This window comes from Pontibacter russatus (assembly GCF_009931655.1).
GTDB lineage: Bacteria > Bacteroidota > Bacteroidia > Cytophagales > Hymenobacteraceae > Pontibacter > Pontibacter russatus.
On the sequence record NZ_CP047984.1, the window covers coordinates 2199981 to 2217693 of the forward strand.

Annotated in this window: 14 protein-coding genes; 9 read left to right on the plus strand and 5 right to left on the minus strand. The window is 56.7% G+C overall.

Features of this window, described 5'->3' with window-relative positions; translation table 11 throughout:
• Positions 1-235: 235 nt before the first annotated feature.
• The 3 genes from GSQ62_RS08805 to GSQ62_RS08815 form a co-directional block, all read right to left on the minus strand.
• Complete coding sequence (locus GSQ62_RS08805; RefSeq protein WP_161889164.1) at positions 236-1243, minus strand: M28 family peptidase; 1008 nt, start codon at positions 1241-1243, stop codon at positions 236-238.
• Positions 1233-2723, minus strand: a complete 1491-nt coding sequence (gene cysS / locus GSQ62_RS08810) for a cysteine--tRNA ligase (protein WP_237587099.1) — start codon at positions 2721-2723, stop codon at positions 1233-1235. Before cysS ends, GSQ62_RS08805 begins: the two co-directional genes overlap by 11 nt.
• Before the next feature lie 105 nt (positions 2724-2828).
• On the minus strand, positions 2829-3959 hold the full coding sequence (locus GSQ62_RS08815; protein ID WP_161889165.1) for an endonuclease/exonuclease/phosphatase family protein: 1131 nt from the start codon (positions 3957-3959) through the stop codon (positions 2829-2831).
• 333 nt (positions 3960-4292) lie between these two features.
• Between GSQ62_RS08815 and GSQ62_RS08820 the strand changes: the two genes are divergently transcribed.
• The 3 genes from GSQ62_RS08820 (at position 4293) to infB (ending at position 9178) form a co-directional block, all read left to right on the plus strand.
• Positions 4293-4766 carry a ribosome maturation factor RimP gene (locus tag GSQ62_RS08820; protein ID WP_237587100.1) on the plus strand — a complete coding sequence of 158 codons (474 nt, stop codon included), beginning with the start codon at positions 4293-4295 and terminating at the stop codon, positions 4764-4766.
• A gap of 7 nt (positions 4767-4773) precedes the next feature.
• Positions 4774-6027, plus strand: coding sequence for a transcription termination factor NusA (gene nusA / locus GSQ62_RS08825; RefSeq protein WP_161889166.1), 1254 nt, complete (start codon positions 4774-4776; stop codon positions 6025-6027).
• A gap of 124 nt (positions 6028-6151) precedes the next feature.
• Entirely contained in the window at positions 6152-9178 is a 3027-nt protein-coding gene (gene infB, locus GSQ62_RS08830; RefSeq protein WP_161889167.1) for a translation initiation factor IF-2, read from the plus strand.
• 441 nt (positions 9179-9619) lie between these two features.
• On the opposite strand, the gene GSQ62_RS08835 is transcribed toward infB, so the two are convergent.
• Together GSQ62_RS08835 and GSQ62_RS08840 are read right to left on the minus strand one after the other, a co-directional pair.
• Positions 9620-9955, minus strand: a complete 336-nt coding sequence (locus GSQ62_RS08835; protein ID WP_161889168.1) for a hypothetical protein — start codon at positions 9953-9955, stop codon at positions 9620-9622.
• Between the two features lie 95 nt (positions 9956-10050).
• The gene (locus tag GSQ62_RS08840) at positions 10051-11001 is read right to left on the minus strand and encodes a DUF3078 domain-containing protein (RefSeq protein WP_161889169.1); all 951 of its coding nucleotides are present in this window, start codon (positions 10999-11001) and stop codon (positions 10051-10053) included.
• 275 nt (positions 11002-11276) lie between these two features.
• Here GSQ62_RS08840 and GSQ62_RS08845 point away from each other — a divergent pair, with 275 nt between their 5' ends.
• The 6 genes from GSQ62_RS08845 (at position 11277) to GSQ62_RS08870 (ending at position 17694) form a co-directional block, all read left to right on the plus strand.
• Positions 11277-12059, plus strand: coding sequence for an enoyl-CoA hydratase/isomerase family protein (locus GSQ62_RS08845; RefSeq protein ID WP_161889170.1), 783 nt, complete (start codon positions 11277-11279; stop codon positions 12057-12059).
• A gap of 32 nt (positions 12060-12091) precedes the next feature.
• The gene (locus GSQ62_RS08850; RefSeq protein WP_161889171.1) at positions 12092-13588 is read left to right on the plus strand and encodes a lipopolysaccharide biosynthesis protein; all 1497 of its coding nucleotides are present in this window, start codon (positions 12092-12094) and stop codon (positions 13586-13588) included.
• A gap of 18 nt (positions 13589-13606) precedes the next feature.
• The gene (gene dut / locus GSQ62_RS08855) at positions 13607-14056 is read left to right on the plus strand and encodes a dUTP diphosphatase (protein ID WP_161891379.1); all 450 of its coding nucleotides are present in this window, start codon (positions 13607-13609) and stop codon (positions 14054-14056) included.
• Positions 14057-14179: 123 nt separating this feature from the next.
• Positions 14180-15187 carry a nucleotidyltransferase family protein gene (locus GSQ62_RS08860; RefSeq protein ID WP_161889172.1) on the plus strand — a complete coding sequence of 336 codons (1008 nt, stop codon included), beginning with the start codon at positions 14180-14182 and terminating at the stop codon, positions 15185-15187.
• A 4-nt stretch (positions 15188-15191) separates the two neighbouring features.
• Complete coding sequence (locus GSQ62_RS08865; RefSeq protein ID WP_237587101.1) at positions 15192-16949, plus strand: tetratricopeptide repeat protein; 1758 nt, start codon at positions 15192-15194, stop codon at positions 16947-16949.
• Complete coding sequence (locus GSQ62_RS08870; protein ID WP_161889173.1) at positions 16942-17694, plus strand: DUF4292 domain-containing protein; 753 nt, start codon at positions 16942-16944, stop codon at positions 17692-17694. Before GSQ62_RS08865 ends, GSQ62_RS08870 begins: the two co-directional genes overlap by 8 nt.
• Positions 17695-17713 lie beyond the last annotated feature (19 nt).

Below are 17713 nucleotides of genomic sequence, written 5' to 3' on the forward strand. Positions count from 1 at the left end.
GCTGCTCGGTTAGCGGCGACTACATATTAACGGGGTTTCTAAAACATACTGCCTCTCGCTGATGGCTATATGAACCGAGCTGGCCGGGAGGGCCCCAGGCTATATATCGGTTTAGAAAATGGCAATGGCCGTACACGCTACAGCCCTATATGCCTATATATAAGAAGAGCGTCCCGCAGTGCAGCGGGACGCTCTTCTTATATATAGGCATAAATTATATAGGCTCAGACGCCGGTTACTCGTTATATATAACATGCAGCAGCGTCTGCCCCACCGCCTTCAGCGTATTTTTGCTGATTACGTCCATGTTGTCGGAGTGGCGGTGATGGTACGGCCCGAAGTAATCGTCCGGGTTGCTCATGTTATACTCAATAATGTCGATCATGCGGATGCCGCCGAGCTTGTTCACGTAGTAGTGGTCGTCGATAATGGCCGGGGCATTCTCGTATTTAAAGTAATCGGAGTAGCCGATGCTGTTTCCGGCCTTCCACACTTTGCTCACTATCGGGCGTGCATACTGCATGGAGTGGCCCTCGCGTGCAAAGCGGGCGTTTTCGGCGCCCACCATATCCAGCAGTATGCCGTAGTTGGCCCTGTAATTGGGCACATGCTTGTTCTTGCTCCAGTACTGCGAGCCCAGCGCCCAGGTGTCCTGCTGGTAAGGCAGGTCGCTGTTGTCCGGCTGCCCGTAATCCTCTCCGTCAAAGAAGACCATATCCACGCCCACGCCCGGCTTTTTCTCCGCCTCGTGCAGCGTTCTGGCAATTTCCAGCAGCACGCCCACACCGCTGCCGCCGTCGTTGGCCCCGTCTATCGGCTCATCCTTCTTCGTTTCGTCTTTGTCGGCGAAGGGGCGGGTGTCCCAATGGGCTGCCAGTAGCACCCGGTTAGCGGCGCCAGGGTTAAAAGAGGCGATGATGTTGCGCAGGTTCAGGGTGGTGCCGTCGTAGGCCTTCGCCTGAAACTTCTGCTCTGTCACCTCCGCGCCGTATTCCTTCAGCTTTTGTACTATCCACTCTCCAGTGGCGTAATGAGCCGCCGTGTTCGGCACGCGCGGCCCGAAAGCCACCTGTTTTGCCACAAAGGCGTAGGCCGAGTCGGCGTTAAAGGCGGGTGCCTGCACCGTCTCCTTCTGCTCCTCTGCCTGCGACTGTTGCGCGCCGCCCTTCTCTGCCGAGTCGCACCCGTAAAAGAAGAGGGAGCAGCACAGGAGCAGTGTCAGCATATTCAATCTATTCTTCATAAGCCCAGTCAATTCCTGTTTTCAGGTCTTTGATCGTGATGCCCTGCTTCTTCAGCTCGGCCCGGATCACGTCTACCTTGTCGTAATTTTTAGTTTCTTTGGCCTCTTTGTAAAACTGCAGCACCAGGTCCAGCATCTCCCCCAGGTCGCCCACCGGCTCTTCCTGCAGCCCCAGCACGTTCAGCACCAGCTCCTGGTAAGTGCTCCGGACGGTGTCGAAGGTGCCGCGCGACAGCTGCTCCATCCTGATCTGCCCCAGGTTCAAACTGTTGATCTTCTTCAGCAGGTTGAACAGCGCGGCGATGGTGCGGGCGGTGTTCAGGTCGTCGTTCATACCCCGGTAGCAGTCCTCCGCCAGCTTCAGCAACTCTTCGTTCAGTTTGGCGTCCGGCTCCGCCGGTTCCTCCGGGTACTTCAGCTTCTTCAGTATGCCCAGGCCGTTCATCAGCCTGGTGTAGCCTTTGCGGGCCGCCTGCAGCGCCTCGTTGCTGAAGTCGAGGGTGCTGCGGTAGTGCGCCTGCAGGATAAAGAAGCGCACCGTCATCGGCGTATAGGCCTGCTCCAGCATCTCGTGGTTGCCGCTGAACAGCTCGCTCAGGTTAATGAAGTTGCCCAGCGACTTTCCCATCTTCTGGCCACCCACCGTGATCATGTTGTTGTGTATCCAGTAGCGGGCGGCGTCGGTGTGGCTGTTGCTGGCCTGGCTCTGGGCAATCTCGCACTCGTGGTGCGGGAACATCAGGTCCAGCCCGCCCCCGTGTATATCAAAGGTTGTGCCCAAATACTTGCGGCTCATGGCCGAGCACTCCAGGTGCCACCCCGGAAAACCCTCGCCCCACGGCGAGGGCCAGCGCATGATGTGCGCCGGGGAGGCCTTCTTCCAGAGGGCGAAATCTACGGGCGAGCGCTTTTCCTCCTGCCCCTCGGTGTCGCGGGTGTTGCCGATCAGGTCGTCGATGTTGCGGCCCGACAGCTTGCCGTAGTGGTGGTCCTTGTTATAGGCCTGCACATCGAAGTAGATTGACCCGTTCACCTCGTAGGCCAGCCCGTTGTCCAGGATTTCCTGTATCATCTGTATCTGCTCGATGATGTGGCCGGAGGCGCGCGGCTCGATGTCCGGGGGCAGCACGTTCAGTTTCCGCAGTTCCTCGTGGTAGATGTTGGTGTAGTGCTGCACCACTTCCATCGGTTCCAGATGCTCCAGCTTTGCCCGCTTCTGGATTTTGTCCTCCCCCTCGTCGGCATCGCTCTCCAGGTGGCCCACGTCCGTCACGTTGCGCACGTAGCGCACTTTGTAGCCCTCGCTTTTCAGGAAACGGTAGAGCACATCATAGGTAACGGCGCTGCGGGCGTGGCCCAGGTGCGGCTCGCCATATACGGTCGGGCCGCACACGTACATCCCCACAAAAGGGGGGTGCAGCGGCTCAAACACTTCTTTCTTTCGCGTCAGCGTATTGTACAGGTTCAGTTTCTGTTGCATAATTCATTTCGGGTATTCATATCGGCAGGTGCCGCACTTCTATATTCGCTGCCTTTATCGGAAGGCCTACCGCGGCCCAAAGCTATATATATTGCCTTCTATCTCCTAACGGGTTTCCGCTGCGCGCGGCTCCACCACGTAGGTGGCGGAAATGGGGTAGTGGTCGGAAAGGCTCATTTCGTGGTGCGTCTCAAACTTGACAGCCCGGAGCCCATCCGTGTAAAACTGGTTGTCGATGCGCAGGAAAGGGAGCGGCCCGTTGTAGGTGGCGCCTATGCCTGCGCCGGCTTCCACAAACGCATTGTCCAGCTCCTCGGCCAGTTCGTTGTAAGTATAGCTGAAGGGGATGTCGTTGAAGTCGCCGCACACGATGGACCGGTAAGGCGACTCCCGCACATGCTCCAGCAGCATATCCACCTGCTCCCCCCTGGCCACGAAGCCGCTCCGGAGGCGCCTGGCCAGGTTACGGCCTTCCTTTTTAAAGCTCTCCTCGTTGCCGATGGCTGAGTACGTGTTCTCAATGTCCTCCGATTTGATGCTCATCGACTGCAGGTGCGCCGCATAGATGCGTACGGTGTCGCCGTTCACCTCCAGGTCAGTCCAGATAACACGGTTGGCGCTCGACTTGTTAAAATTAATCACCCCTTTCTCCACAATAGGGTACTTCGAGAAAATAGCGACCCCGATGTCACCTTTTTCCCGGTCTATGTTGGCCACCGAAAAGAACCGGTGCTTGTTGTACCGCACCCCTATCTTGCTGATGGTGTTATACAGGTTGGAGTGGCGCTTGCTGTAAAACTCCTGCAGGCAGTAAACATCCGCCGGGTGCTCGGCAATCCATTCAATCATCTCCTTGGCTGCCTCCGCCTCTCGCGGTGTCTGGCCCAGGTAAGCGTTGAACATGTGCGTGTTGAAGCTGAGCACCTGCAGGGTCTTGGCCTCCTGGGGCAGTTCCTGGCCGAAGTTGATGGGAAACAGGCGGGCGTAGTAGTTCCAGCCGAGCAGCAGCACGGCCAGCGGCAGCACAAACAGCCACGAGCGGCGCAGCGCCCAGTATAACAAAAAAAAGAAGTTGAACACGAGCGCACCTGGCAGCGAGAAGGCCACAAAACCGGCGGGCCAGAACTTTTGCGGCGGCACCTGCAGGCACAACACGCCCGCCAACACCCACAACACCACCCCGATGTTGAGGACAAGCCATATACGCCTGCGTATTTTTTTGAAGGTACCCGACACAAGAGCAAACTTACGAATTAAGAGAGTATGTACCCTACGCCGGAAGGCAGAATATATATAACCCCACTAAACCACACTGGTTTATATATAGACAGCCCCGGCCTTACCCGAACTATTGCCCGCGCGGTTTTGTCACATAACAGGCCTGCAAACAGCCCCTGCCCGAGCCGGTTTCTGCCGCCGCCGCTGTCATAATTAGAGCATTCCGATAATTTAATAGAGGCATCGGCGGCACCCCATGTTGTTTATCTTAGGATTTTGTAGTAAATTTGCCATTATTTCCAAGGAGATGAGGGGACACGGAGTCCCCTTCTTTATTTCTTAAAGTTTGCTATGGCACTTACCGCAACAACCATAAGAGCGATGGCGGAGGCAAGCCTGCCGGATCAAGACCTGTTTATCGTGGACGTGGCCGTGTCTGACACGCCGGTGCGCCCGAAGATAACAGTGCTGGCCGACGGCGAGCAGGGCATCACCATTGACCAGTGCGCCACCATCAGCCGCCGCATTAACAAAAGGATGGAGGAGGAGTTTGGCGAAGAAGTAAGCTACGTGCTGGAGGTAAGCTCGCCGGGCCTCGATTTCCCGCTTACGCAGCCGCAGCAGTTTAAGCGCAATCTGGGCCGCAGCCTGAAACTGAAGCTGCAGGACGGCTCGGAGAAAACCGGGAAGCTGGAGGAAGTGACCGAAGCGGGCCTCGGCCTGCTGGAGGAAGTTAAACTAAAAGGCAAGAAGGCTACGTATGTGCCTGTGCAAATACCTTACGCGGATATTGTGAAAGCAAATGTTGTAATATCTTTTAAATGATAAACAAATGAACAGTTCAGTCCTGATCGAGTCGTTCGCAGAGTTTGCGAAATTCAAGAACATTGACCGCCCGACCATGATGCGCATCCTCGAGGATGTGTTCCGCACCATGATCCGCAAGAAGTGGTCCACCGACGAGAACTTTGACATCATTCTGAACGTGGAGAAGGGTGACCTGGAGATATGGCGCAACCGCGAAATTGTGGACGACAACTCTGAGGACATCTGGGACCACGACAAGATCAGCCTTTCGGATGCCCGTAAGATTGAGCCTGACTTTGAGGTGGGCGAAGAAGTGTCGGAAGAGGTGAAGTTGGAGGACTTTGGCCGCCGCGCCGTGCTGACCGCCCGCCAGACCCTGATCCAGCGCATCAAGGACATGGAGAAGGAGCTGGTTTTCCAAAAGTACAAGGACCAGGTGGGAGAGATTATCTCCGGCGAGGTGTACCAGGTATGGAACCGCGAGGTGTTGTTGCTTGACCAGGAGGAGAACGAGTTGCTGATACCGAAGGCGGAGCAGATCCCAAAAGACCGCTACCGCAAAGGCGACGTGGTGCGGGCCGTGGTGCAGCGCGTGGAGATCGTGAACGGCAACCCGAAAATCATTCTTTCCCGCACCTCCCCCGCCTTCCTGGAGCGCCTGTTCGAGAACGAGGTGCCAGAGATATATGACGGCCTCATCGCCATCAAAAAAATTGTGCGCGAGCCCGGCGAGCGCGCCAAGGTGGCGGTGGAGTCGTTCGACGACCGCATCGACCCGGTGGGCGCCTGTGTGGGCATGAAGGGCTCCCGCATCCACAGCATCGTGCGCGAGCTGGAGAACGAGAACATCGACGTGATCAATTACACCGAGAACACGGAGCTATATATACAGCGCGCCCTTAGCCCGGCCAAGATCAGCAGCATGAAGATTGACGAGGAGAACGGCCGCGTGTCGGTTTTCCTGAAGCCGGATCAGGTGTCGCTGGCCATCGGCAAAGGCGGGCAGAACATCAAGCTGGCAAGCCGCCTGGTAGGCCTTGAGATAGACGTGTTCCGTGAGTCGGAGAGCTACGAGGAGGACATCAGCCTGGAGGAATTCACGGACGAGATCGAGGACTGGGTAATCGCAGAACTGCGGCGCATCGGCCTCGACACCGCGAAGAGCGTACTGGCCGTGAGCAAGGAGGATCTGCTGCGCCGCACCGAGCTGGAGGAGGAAACCATCGACGATGTGCTCTCGATCCTGCGCGAGGAGTTGGAAGAAGAAGACAATCAATAGTTGTGAGTTGTGCGCTGATACCTTAATTTTGAAGTAATTACGGTTGCGTGCATCTTTTCTGCTCTCTGGCAGGGCAACTATATATTTATTTAGACAGAATTAAAAGACAGCATATTAGAACAAAATGGCAGAAGAAAAAACAAGGAGGCTCAAACAGGTTGCGACGACATTGAACATTGGTACCTCTACCATTGTGGATTACCTCTCTGCTAAAGGCTTCGACGTGGAAAACAAACCCACGACCAAGATCTCCGCAGAGCAGTTCAATATGCTGGCTAAAGAGTACGCTTCTTCTATGCAGGACAAGCAGGAGGCAGAGGAAATTAACATTGGCAAGAAGCCGCAGGGCAACCAGGTGATTGACTCTGACAGGCACCCATACCAGGAGCCGAAGAAGCAAAGCGAGCCTGAGCAGGAGATTCTGATAAAGAACAGCAGCCAGCACAAGCAGGAGGCACCGGCCGCGCCGGCGCCTAAGCCCGTGGCTGCACCGGAACAGCCCGCCGCGAAGCTACCCGGCATAAAAGTGTTGGGCAAAATTGATCTGGACGCCAAGGGCCGCCCTGTTCCGAAGCAAGCGGAGCCCGCCCCTGAACCAGCGCCGGCCCCGACGGAAGCCCCGGCTGCAGCCGCCCCCAAACCAGAGGCTGCGCCGCCTGCGCCAGAGCAGACGGCGCCGGTTGCCCCCGAGGCTCCGAAGGCCACTGCGCCTGCCCCCCAGGAACCCGTTCCTGCCAAAGCTCCCGAGGCTCCTGCCAGGCCAGAGGAACCAGCGGCCCCGGCAGCGGCTGTAACGCCTGCCCCAGCCGCTGCGAAGCCAACGGCCGAGGCACCACAAACACCTGCACCAGCGACGGCGCCCCAGCAACCGGCCACTCCTGAGACAGACAGTAACCAAGAAAACAAGGAAAACATAGAAACGATCTCAGGAAGAGCAGACCAGCTAAAAGGTCTGACGGTGCTTGGCAAGATAGAATTGCCGGTAGAGTCGCGCAGAAAAGGTTCCAAGCCGGTGGCGTCTTCGGACGACAAGAAGGGCAAGAAGAAAAAGCGCAAACGCATTATTGTGGGCACGGAAGGTGGCGCCACGCAAGGCCAGGGGCCAGGACAGGGGAACCAACGCCCTACCGTTCCGGCGCAGCAACGCGGCGGCGCACAGCAGCGCCCGCCAAGGCCAGGTGCCGGCGGAAGAGGTGCTCAACGCCCGGGCGCCCCAACAGGCCGGCCGGTTAAAGCGGAGGTTACCGACAAGGAAATCCAGGAGCAGATAAAGGCAACGCTGGCAAAGCTCAGCGGTGGCAAGGGCAGCGGTGGCAACCGCGCCAAGTACCGCCGCGAGAAGCGTTCGGCCATTGCCGATGCCACGGAAGAGCGCCGCATGGCCGAGCAGGCTGAGTCGAAGACACTGCGCGTTACGGAGTTCGTGTCGGCCAACGACCTGGCGTCGCTGATGGACGTGAGCGTGAACGAGATCATCAAGGTGTGTATGCAGTTGGGCATGTTCGTGTCCATCAACCAGCGCCTCGACGCCGAAGCCATCACCATCATCGCAGATGAATTCGGCTACGACGTTGACTTCATCACCTCTGAAGACGAGCAGGCGCTCGAAGATATAACCGAGGAGAACGAGGAGGACCTGGAAGAGCGCGCGCCAATCGTAACGATCATGGGCCACGTTGACCACGGTAAGACCTCCCTGCTCGACTACATCCGGAACGCGAACGTGACAGCCGGCGAGGCCGGTGGTATTACGCAGCACATCGGCGCCTATAAAGTGAAGACCGAGAGCGGCCGCACCATCACCTTCCTCGACACACCTGGCCACGAGGCCTTCACGGCCATGCGTGCCCGCGGTGCCAAGGTAACGGACGTTGTCATTATCGTGGTGGCCGCAGACGACGCGGTGATGCCGCAGACAAAAGAGGCCATCAACCACGCGCAGGCGGCGGGATCGCCCATCATCATCGCCCTGAACAAGGTAGACAAGCCGTCTGCCAACCCAGACAAGATCCGGGAGGAACTCGCCCAGATGAACATCCTGGTGGAGGAGTGGGGCGGCAAGTACCAGTCGCAGGAGGTGTCGGCCAAATCAGGCGCCGGCATCCCGGAACTGCTGGAGAAGGTGTTGCTGGAGGCCGAACTGCTGGAACTGAAAGCCAATCCGAATCGTGCGGCAGTGGGTACGGTAATAGAAGCCTCGCTGGACAAAGGCCGGGGCTATGTGGCGACGGTGATGGTGCAGACAGGCACGATGAAAATCGGTGATGTGGTGCTGGCTGGCTCCCACTACGGCAGGGTGAAAGCCATGACCGACCACCGTGGCAAGAAGATGAAGGAGGCCGGGCCTTCCACGCCGGTGCAGTTGCTGGGTCTGGACGGTGCGCCGCAGGCCGGTGACAAGTTCCTGGTGATGGAGTCGGAGCGCGAGGCGCGTGAAATCGCCTCTAACCGCTCGCAGGTGCAGCGCGAGCAAAGCCTGCGCACCCGCAAGCACATCACCCTGGATGAAATCGGACGCCGCCTGGCCATCGGTACATTCAAGGAGCTGAACGTGATTGTGAAAGGTGACGTGGACGGATCAGTGGAAGCCCTTTCTGACTCGCTGCTGAAGCTGTCTACGCCTGAGGTGCAGGTCAGCATCATCAACAAAGGCGTGGGCGCCATCTCTGAGTCTGATGTGTTGCTGGCCTCCGCCTCCGACGCGATTATCATCGGTTTCCAGGTGCGCCCTTCGGTGAACGCACGCAGGCTGGCGGAGCAGGAGCAAATTGACGTGCGCCTGTACTCTATCATCTACGACGCGATCAACGAGGTGAAGGACGCCATGGAAGGCATGCTGGCCCCAACGCTGAAAGAGGAGATAACCGGAAACGCAGAGGTGCGCGACGTGTTCAAGATTACGAAAGTGGGCACCATCGCCGGCTGTATGGTAACGGATGGCAGCATCCAGCGAAACTCCAAGGTAAGGCTGGTGCGCGACGGTATTGTGGTGATGGACGGTGAGATACTGGCGCTGAAGCGATTCAAGGATGATGTTTCTGAAGTGAGGCAAGGCTTTGAGTGCGGTATCAGCCTGAAGAACTACAATGACATTCAGGAAGGCGACGTGATTGAAGCCTACACCGAGAAGGAAGTGAAGCGCACGCTGTAGTAGCACCAGCATTTATATATACACAGGACGCCCCGGCCGCTCAGGTAGCCGGGGCGTCCTGTGTATATATAAATGCTGTAATTTCTGGAGGTGACTTACATATGCCTGCGGATGAAAGTTGGATCTATATATAAATCACCTCCTCCTAAAGGAGAACCGTCTATTGTCCCGTCATCCTGAAAGGATGAAAATAAAATAGCTTCTTTGCCCTCAGGTGTTGCATAGGGTAACAGCGTGCCATATGGCAACAAGCCATATATGCTTCTCATGTGCCGCAGCAAAATGAAGGGCGAGCGTTGCGGAACCAGACAGTTATATATTAAAGCCATATATAAAGGAGCAACAGCGAGATCATTTTTGCTTCAGCAAAGAAGGGACATAAACACAAAAGAGCCTGCCACAGTATATATGGCAGGCTCTTCTATATAGAAAGCAGTGGCGCTACCGCTGGGCGCGGCGCAGGCGGCGCTTGTCGCGCCGGTGCTTCTTCATCATCTTCTCCTCTTTTTTCAGGATCTCTTTCATCCGCTTGCTTTGCGCAATCTTCTTCTTGTCGAAAGCTTTGCGTCGGCCATCTTCGTAGGTGTTAAAGCGGGTGTCCAGCCCCTCGGCGCGGCGGCTCACAGCATCCACAGCGGCGGCTTTGGGCGCCGCCTTGGCAGTTCCCCAGTATTCGTCCTTGGTGGATGCGGTGCTGCTCTGGGAGTTCTGTGCGTTCGCTTCAGCGCAAAACAGCACCATTGCAAATGAGCACAGCAGCAGGGTTAGTTTCTTCATATAGCGTGGTTCGTTCGCGTGTCAGCGATATAACGTGGAATCTACGAAAAAATTATTGTTCTCCCCTAACACGCAGTATTGAGGCAAAAGTTCTTTTATTTAAAATTATATGACAGGCCGATGCCCAACGTCTGTTTTACCTGCACGCGCGGGCCTCTGCCGTCCGCTTTGCCGTCGTCGTTCCGGTCCACGCTCACCTTGATGTCATCGTCGTAAATCATGTGCGCGAAGAGGCTGGCCGCTATGTATTTGTTCACCCGGAAGTTCACAAGGTTCTCCCAGGCCACGTCCACGTTCTTTGGGTTGCGGAGGTAGTTGGTGAAGAGGTCGAGCTTAGATTGCAGCGTCACGTTCTGGACAATCTCATTTTTATAGCGCACGTTCACGTAGCCGCCAAACTCCTTCCGGAAGTGCTCCCCTGTGCCCGGCACCGGGTTCCCCTCCACGTCCTTGCGGGCCGCCCTCACCCCAAAGGCGCCTTGGTCGGCCAGCGCCTGGCTGCTCACCACCGTAAACTTGCCCGTGAACGGCGACAGGAACACCGACAGTTTGTTGTTTGGCTTGTAGTCCATGCCCAGGGAAGTGAGGATATGGGCCGGTGCGAAGAAATCCGACAGCAGCGTGTCGCGCGTGATGGTGTAAGTGGGGGTAAGCTGCGTTTTGAGGTTTACCTGCGCGGTATAATACCAGCGCTTGGAGGCGCGGTACCCGTATTTCAGGTTCAGCTCCAGCCTGTCGTCGCTCTTCTGCATGCGCCTGCCCTCCAGTTTCACCAGCCCGTAAGTCATATCGAGGGAGTTGTTCCAGGTGTTTTTCCCGTGCTTGTAGTTGGCGTAGCCCGTGGCAATGCCCAGCACCGAGAGCGAGTTCTGCCCGCCGGCGGCCCAGTTGGTCAGGCTCACCTGGCTGAAGTTAAGGGTGCCGGTGCCCCCGAAGTCCCATATATTGGCTGTGTCTGCCAATACCGCCTGGGCGGCGGCGGCGAGGGGGTTTATATAGGCGAGGGTGATGCACAGGAATAAGGAGCGTCTTAAGAATACAAGCATTATGAAAACGTAAACATTACAAGGGGTTCTGCTATATAATTTTAGTGGCAGCCCGGTGGCGTTGCCCTGCAAACATCCCGGGTTCCGCCGGGTCAGGCATTTGCCTCCCTCCGCTGCAGGTTGAAAAAGATTCTGCAAACATAGGTATTACGCCAGACTTTCCCAGCCCGTAAGGCCCCGCTCTTGCGGCGCGGCGCGCATTTAGCGCTTTCTAATAAATGAAATCACTATCTTTGCGAAAGAAAAAATTGGTTTTAACCGGAGTTAAATCAACCATGGCTACATTCAAAAACCTGCTGCTTCACCTGGAGAACGGCATCCTTACCATCACCATCAACAGGGAAGACAAGCTGAACGCACTGAACATAGAAACCATCAGGGAGATAAGGGACGCCATGCAGCAGGTGTATGACGACGCTGCCGTGCGGGGCGTTATCATAACGGGGGCCGGTACAAAAGCCTTTGTGGCCGGGGCCGACATATCGGAGCTGACGGAACTGAGCGAGGTAACCGCCCGGAGCTTCTCGGAGCGCGGGCAGGAGACCTTCGACTTGATTGAGCAATGCAACAAGCCCGTGCTGGCCGCCGTGAACGGCTTTGCCCTGGGCGGCGGCAACGAACTGGCCATGGCCTGCCATATGCGGATTGCCAGCACCAGCGCCCGCTTCGGGCAGCCCGAGGTAAACCTGGGGCTGATACCGGGCTACGGCGGCACGCAGCGCCTGACCCAGCTGGTGGGCAAAGGCAAAGCGATGGAGCTGCTGATGACAGGCGATATGGTGACGGCGGAAGAGGCCCTGATGCTTGGACTGGCTAATTACGTGGTGGCGCCCGAGAAACTGCTGCCCCGCTGCGTGGAGATACTGCAGAAGATCATGAGCAAAGCCCCGCTGGCCGTCGGCCTGGTAATAGAGGGCGTGAACGCCGTGTATGACAAAGAGGAGAACGGCTACCAGACCGAGGCAAACGCCTTCGCCCGCTGCTGCGCCTCCGAGGATTTCGTGGAAGGCACCAACGCGTTTATGGAGAAGCGCAGGCCGGTGTTCAAAGGCATCTAAAATTTCCTCCCCCGAGTCCTCAACCACGCAACATGAGTATAGCCAAGAAACTGGTCGGGCAGACTGCCGCCTACGGATTAAGCAGCATCGTCGGCAGGGCCCTGAACTATCTGCTCGTACCCATCTACACGGCCGTTCTGGCAACAGAGGAGTTTGGCGTGATGTCTTACCTTTACGCGGGCGTCGGCTTTTTCAACATCCTGTACACCTATGGCATGGAGACGGCTTTTTTCCGCTTCGCCAACAAGACCGGGGCCGACAGGAACAAACTCTACAACCAGGTACTCAGCCTGATTATATGCAGCAGCCTCCTTTTCACAACGGTACTTATCCTGGCATCGGGGGCCATCGCCAGCTATATAGGCTTTCCTGAGCAGCGGGAGTATGTGGTGTGGCTGGCAGTGATTCTGGCCGTGGATGCGATTGTGGCCATTCCTTTTGCCAGGCTGCGGCTGCTGAACAAAGCCTTGAAGTTCGCCACCGTCAAACTCGCGAACATCCTGCTGACGGTGGGGGCCAACATGTTTTTCCTGGTGCTTTGCAGGGCTATATATAATGGCGACTACCTGCAGGAACTGCAACCGCTGGTTGCTTATATATATGATCCTGCTTTCGGCATCGGCTATATCTTCCTAATTAACCTGGTGGCCAACGCGCTGATTATCCCCATGCTGTGGAAAGAATTCGCCAGTTTCCGGTTCGAACTGAACATGGAGTTGCTGCGCCCCATGCTGGTGTATGCCTACCCGCTGCTGTTCATGGGCCTGGCAGGCGCTGTAAACGAACTGCTCGACCGCATTCTGCTGCAGGAGTGGCTGCCGGCGGGTTTTTACCCGGGGAAAAGCAATTTTGATGCGATTGGTATATATAGCGCCTGCTACAAACTGGCTATTTTCATGACGCTGGCCATACAGGCCTTCCGCTATGCCGCCGAGCCGTTCTTCTTTTCCCAGGCCGAGGAGAAAGACTCTGCTCATTCATTCGCCCTTATCATGAAGTGGTTTGTGATTGTCTGCGCCTTTATCTTCTTATTCATATCCGCCAACTTAGAAGATTTTGCCTTCTTATTTCTGCGTGGAGAGGATTACCGCGAGGGCATCATGGTGGTGCCCGTGCTGCTGCTGGCCAATCTGTTTCTGGGGGTGTATTACAACCTGTCAGTGTGGTTTAAGCTCACGGACAAGACAAAGTTCGGCACCTACATCAGCTTTGGCGGCGCGGCCATCACCATCATTTTTAACCTCCTGCTGATTCCGGTGCTGGGGTATATGGGCTCGGCCATCGCCACGCTCGTCTGCTACTTCAGCATGGCGCTGGTGAGTTACCTGCTCGGCAACCGCCACTACCCTATCCCCTACCCGGTCAAAACCATTGTCGGCTATATACTGCTGGCGGCGGGGCTGGTGTGGCTCGCGCTCGGGGTGGAGGTTGAGAACTTCTGGCTGCGCCATCTGTACCACCTGGCCATATGCGCCGCCTTTGCCGTGGTGGTGTGGCTGCGCGAGCGGCCGCGCTTTCTTAAATTTTAATCCTTATATTGAAACATGATGCACAGAGAACGCCTCCCGGTTGATGTGATAAACAAATCGAAACACGCGCTGCCGTCTTACCAGACGGTCCATTCGGCGGGCATGGACCTGCGGGCAAACCTGGAGGCGCCGGTTACGTTGAAACCACTGCAGCGCGCCCTCATCCCGACGGGTTTATATATAGCCCTGCCGGAGGGGCACGAGGCGCAGATACGCCCGCGCAGCGGCCTGGCCTACAAGCACGGCATCTCCATCGTGAACAGCCCCGGCACCATCGACGCCGATTACCGGGGTGAGTTGAAGGTGCTGCTGGTCAACCTCTCGGACGAGGAATTTGTGGTGGAGGACGGAGAGCGCATTGCCCAGATGGTGGTGGCCCGCTACGAGCGCATCGCCTGGCAGGAGGCGGAGGCGCTCACTGACACGGCGCGGGGCGCGGGCGGCTACGGCAGCACCGGCACCAAATGACGTTGTTCGTGTGTCGTTTTCCGTTGCTCGTTCTTTATTTATTTCGAAAAACGAATAACGATACACAAAAAACGAAACAAAAACCGGGTAAATAACTCAGAACTTAAAAATAAAAAACAGCTTATGAGAATCATCATACCAATGGCCGGTATGGGCAAGCGGATGCGTCCCCACACCCTGACTGTGCCGAAACCGCTTATTCCGATTGCCGGCAAGCCCATCGTGCAGCGCCTGGTGGAGGACATCGCCAAAGTTTGCCACGAGCCCATTGAGGAGGTGGCGTTCATCATCGGGCACTTCGGCGAGAAGGTGGAGCAGAACCTGATAAAGATTGCGGAGGCCGTTGGCGCCAAAGGCAGCATCTACTACCAGGAGGAAGCCCTGGGCACGGCCCACGCCATCCTTTGCGCGCAGGCGTCGCTGCAGGGGAAAGTGGTGGTGGCCTTTGCCGACACCCTGTTCAAGGCCGACTTCCAGCTCGACACCAACGCCGACGGCACCATCTGGGTGCAGCGCGTGGAAGACCCGCGCCCTTTCGGCGTCATCAAGCTGAACGAGCAGAACGAGATCACCGATTTCGTGGAGAAGCCGGAGCACTTCGTGTCCGACCTGGCCATCATCGGCATCTACTATTTCCGCGACGGCGAGTACCTGCGTAGCGAGCTGCAGTACCTGCTCGACAACAACATCAAAGACAAGGGGGAGTTCCAGCTAACCAATGCGTTAGAGAACATGAAGAACAAAGGCACCACCTTTATTCCTGCCGTCATATCGGAGTGGCTCGACTGCGGAAATAAAAATGCAACCGTATATACTAATCAACGCTATTTAGAGTATATAAGGGATGAGGAAGGCCTGGTGGCCCCTTCGGCGCAGCTGGAGAACGCGGTGATTATCCCCCCTGTGTATATCGGTGAGCATGTGCGCATCACAAACTCGGTGATCGGCCCGCACGTTTCCATCGGGAACAACACAAATGTCTATAACTCAGTGGTGAGCAACTCGATCATCCAGGAAGATACTTCCCTCAAAAACGGCAACGTTGCAAACTCAATGCTCGGCAACTTTGTTGTGTTTGAGGGGCGCCAGTCTGATCTCAGCCTCGGCGACTTCAACACGCTTACAGAGTAGAACCATGACCACATTCAGAAACGTCCTTATCGCCTCCTGCTGCCTGGCTTTGGTGGCAACCGGGGAGAGCAACGCGCAGTTCTCTAAAAAGAAAGCGAAAGCTGCCCCCGAAACGGCCCAGGCCACACCAGCCCAGCAGCCAACAGAGCGGGACCGGCAGGTGAGCGAGGCGCTTTTTCTGGATGGGATGAAATACTTTATGCTGGAGGACTACCAACAAGCCCTCCAGCTTTTTCAGAAAGCCTACACCGTCACACCTGACAACGCCGCCATCAATTACAAGATTGGCGAAACATACCTGCACCTGCAGAACGCGGAGGCGGCCCTGCCCTTTGCCAAGGCTGCCATCGCCCTGGAGAAGCAGAACCCCTACTACTACCTGCTGGCAGCCCAGCTGCACGCCGAACAGAAGCAGTTCGACCAGGCCGCTCAGGCCTACAACGACCTGTTGAGCAATGTGCCTGACTCCGAGGAGTACCTCTTCAACCTCGCCGACCTCTACCTGTCGCAGTCGCGGTATGAGGACGCGCTGAAGACATATGAGCGCATCGAGAAGCAGTTTGGGGAGATGGAGCAGCTACACGTAAACCGCCAGCAGATATACCTGCGCCAGAAGAACATAGGCAAGGCGATTGAGGAAGGAAACAAACTGCTGGCCAGCAACCCCACCGAGATACGCTATTTCCTGGCCCAGGCTGAACTGCTGAACGCTTCAAAGAAGCCGGACGAGGCCATCGCCATTCTGGACAAGGCGCTCCGCCTGGAGCCGAACAACCCCTTCGCCCACCTCATGCTCTCCGACCTGAACCGCCAGAAGGGCAATATGGCAGCGGCAGAGAAAGCAGTGACAACAGCGTTTGAGAGCCCGGAACTGGATATAGACACCAGGGTGCGCATTCTCGTGGACTTTATCCGCCAGCTGCCCAACCCGGAGATTGAGGGCGTGGCGCTGGAACTGGCGGACCTGACCATCGCAGCGCACCCGGAAGAAGCCAAAGCATATGCCGTAGCCGGCGACCTGCAGACGATTGCGGGAAAAAAAGAAGTGGCCCGCGACAACTATTTGAAAGCTGTAAAGCTTGACGACTCCCATTTCAAGATATGGCAGCAGATTGTGCTGCTGGATGCGGAGCTGTCGCAGGCCGAGGCAATGGTGGAGCACTCGGAGAGCGCGCTCGAACTCTTCCCCAACCAAGCTGTGTTCTGGTTTTACAACGGCACCGGCCACCTCATCACAAAAGAGTACGCCAAAGCGGTAAAATCTCTGGAGCACGGGAAGCGCCTCTCAGCGGGCGAGCCGGAGTTGCTGATGCAGTTCAACATGCAGCTCGGAGACGGCTATAACTCCATGAAGGAATACGCGAAGTCGAACGAGGCATATGAGGCGGTGCTGGCGCAGGACAAGGACAACGAGCACGTGCTCAACAACTACAGCTACTTCCTGTCGCTGCGCAACGAGAACCTGGAGAAGGCCATCGCAATGGCAGAGCGCCTCGTAAAACTGCACCCCACCAACCCCACCTACCTCGACACGTACGCCTGGGTCCTCTATAAAAACGGCGATTACGCCGGAGCCCGCAAGTACCTGGAGCAGGCAGTCGCCATCTCGGACGATGCCACCATTGTGGAGCATTACGGCGATGTGCTGTTCAAGCTGGGGAAAAAAGAGGAGGCCGTGAGCCAGTGGCAGAAAGCCAAACTGAAGGGGGAGGCCTCCGCCTATATAGACAAGAAAATAAAAGACAAGAAACTGTATGAGTAAGCCCCTTTTGCTTTGTCTGCTGGGGCTTTTCCTGCTGGCAGGCTGCAAAAAAGAGGCGGTGCCCACCGCTGCCTCCACCACTACAGAAAATATCGGCACCGTAGAGGTCAACAACTTCGATTTCAACTACCTCAGCTCCAAAGCCCAGATTTCGCTGAAAGACAGTGACGACAACCTCTCGTCCGGTGTATCCTTTCGGATGAAGAAGGACAGCGTGATATGGGTGTCGGTGCAGCCGGGCCTGGGCATTGAGGCCGCCCGCGTCATGCTGACCCAAGACTCGGTATATATAGTCAACCGCCTGCAAAAGGAGTATGTGGCCGCCGATTACGCGTACCTGCGCCACAAGCTGCAGGTGGACGTGAGTTTCGATTTGCTGCAGGCCATCCTGCTGGGCAACTACCAGGCACAGGGGGCGGAGAAGGCGCTGAACGAGGGGGACATGCAGCACGTGCAGCAGCTTCGCCAGAACCTCACCTTCGACTACTTCATCGGCCGCCTGAACAGCAAGCTGCAACAGCTCCGCGTGCAGGACAACAACACCGGCAACACCATTACCGTGAAGTATGACGGCTTCGAGAACGTGGGGCAGGTGCCGTTTGCGCACGACCTGGCGGCGCAGGTGCTGCAAAAAGGGCAGGTGTCGGACTTCTCCATCAGCCACAGTCGCATCAGCGTATCCGACGAGCCCCTCTCTTTTCCCTTCAGCATACCAGCCGGTTACGAACGCCTCGCGCTCAATTAAATCCCGCTGGCAGTTGGTT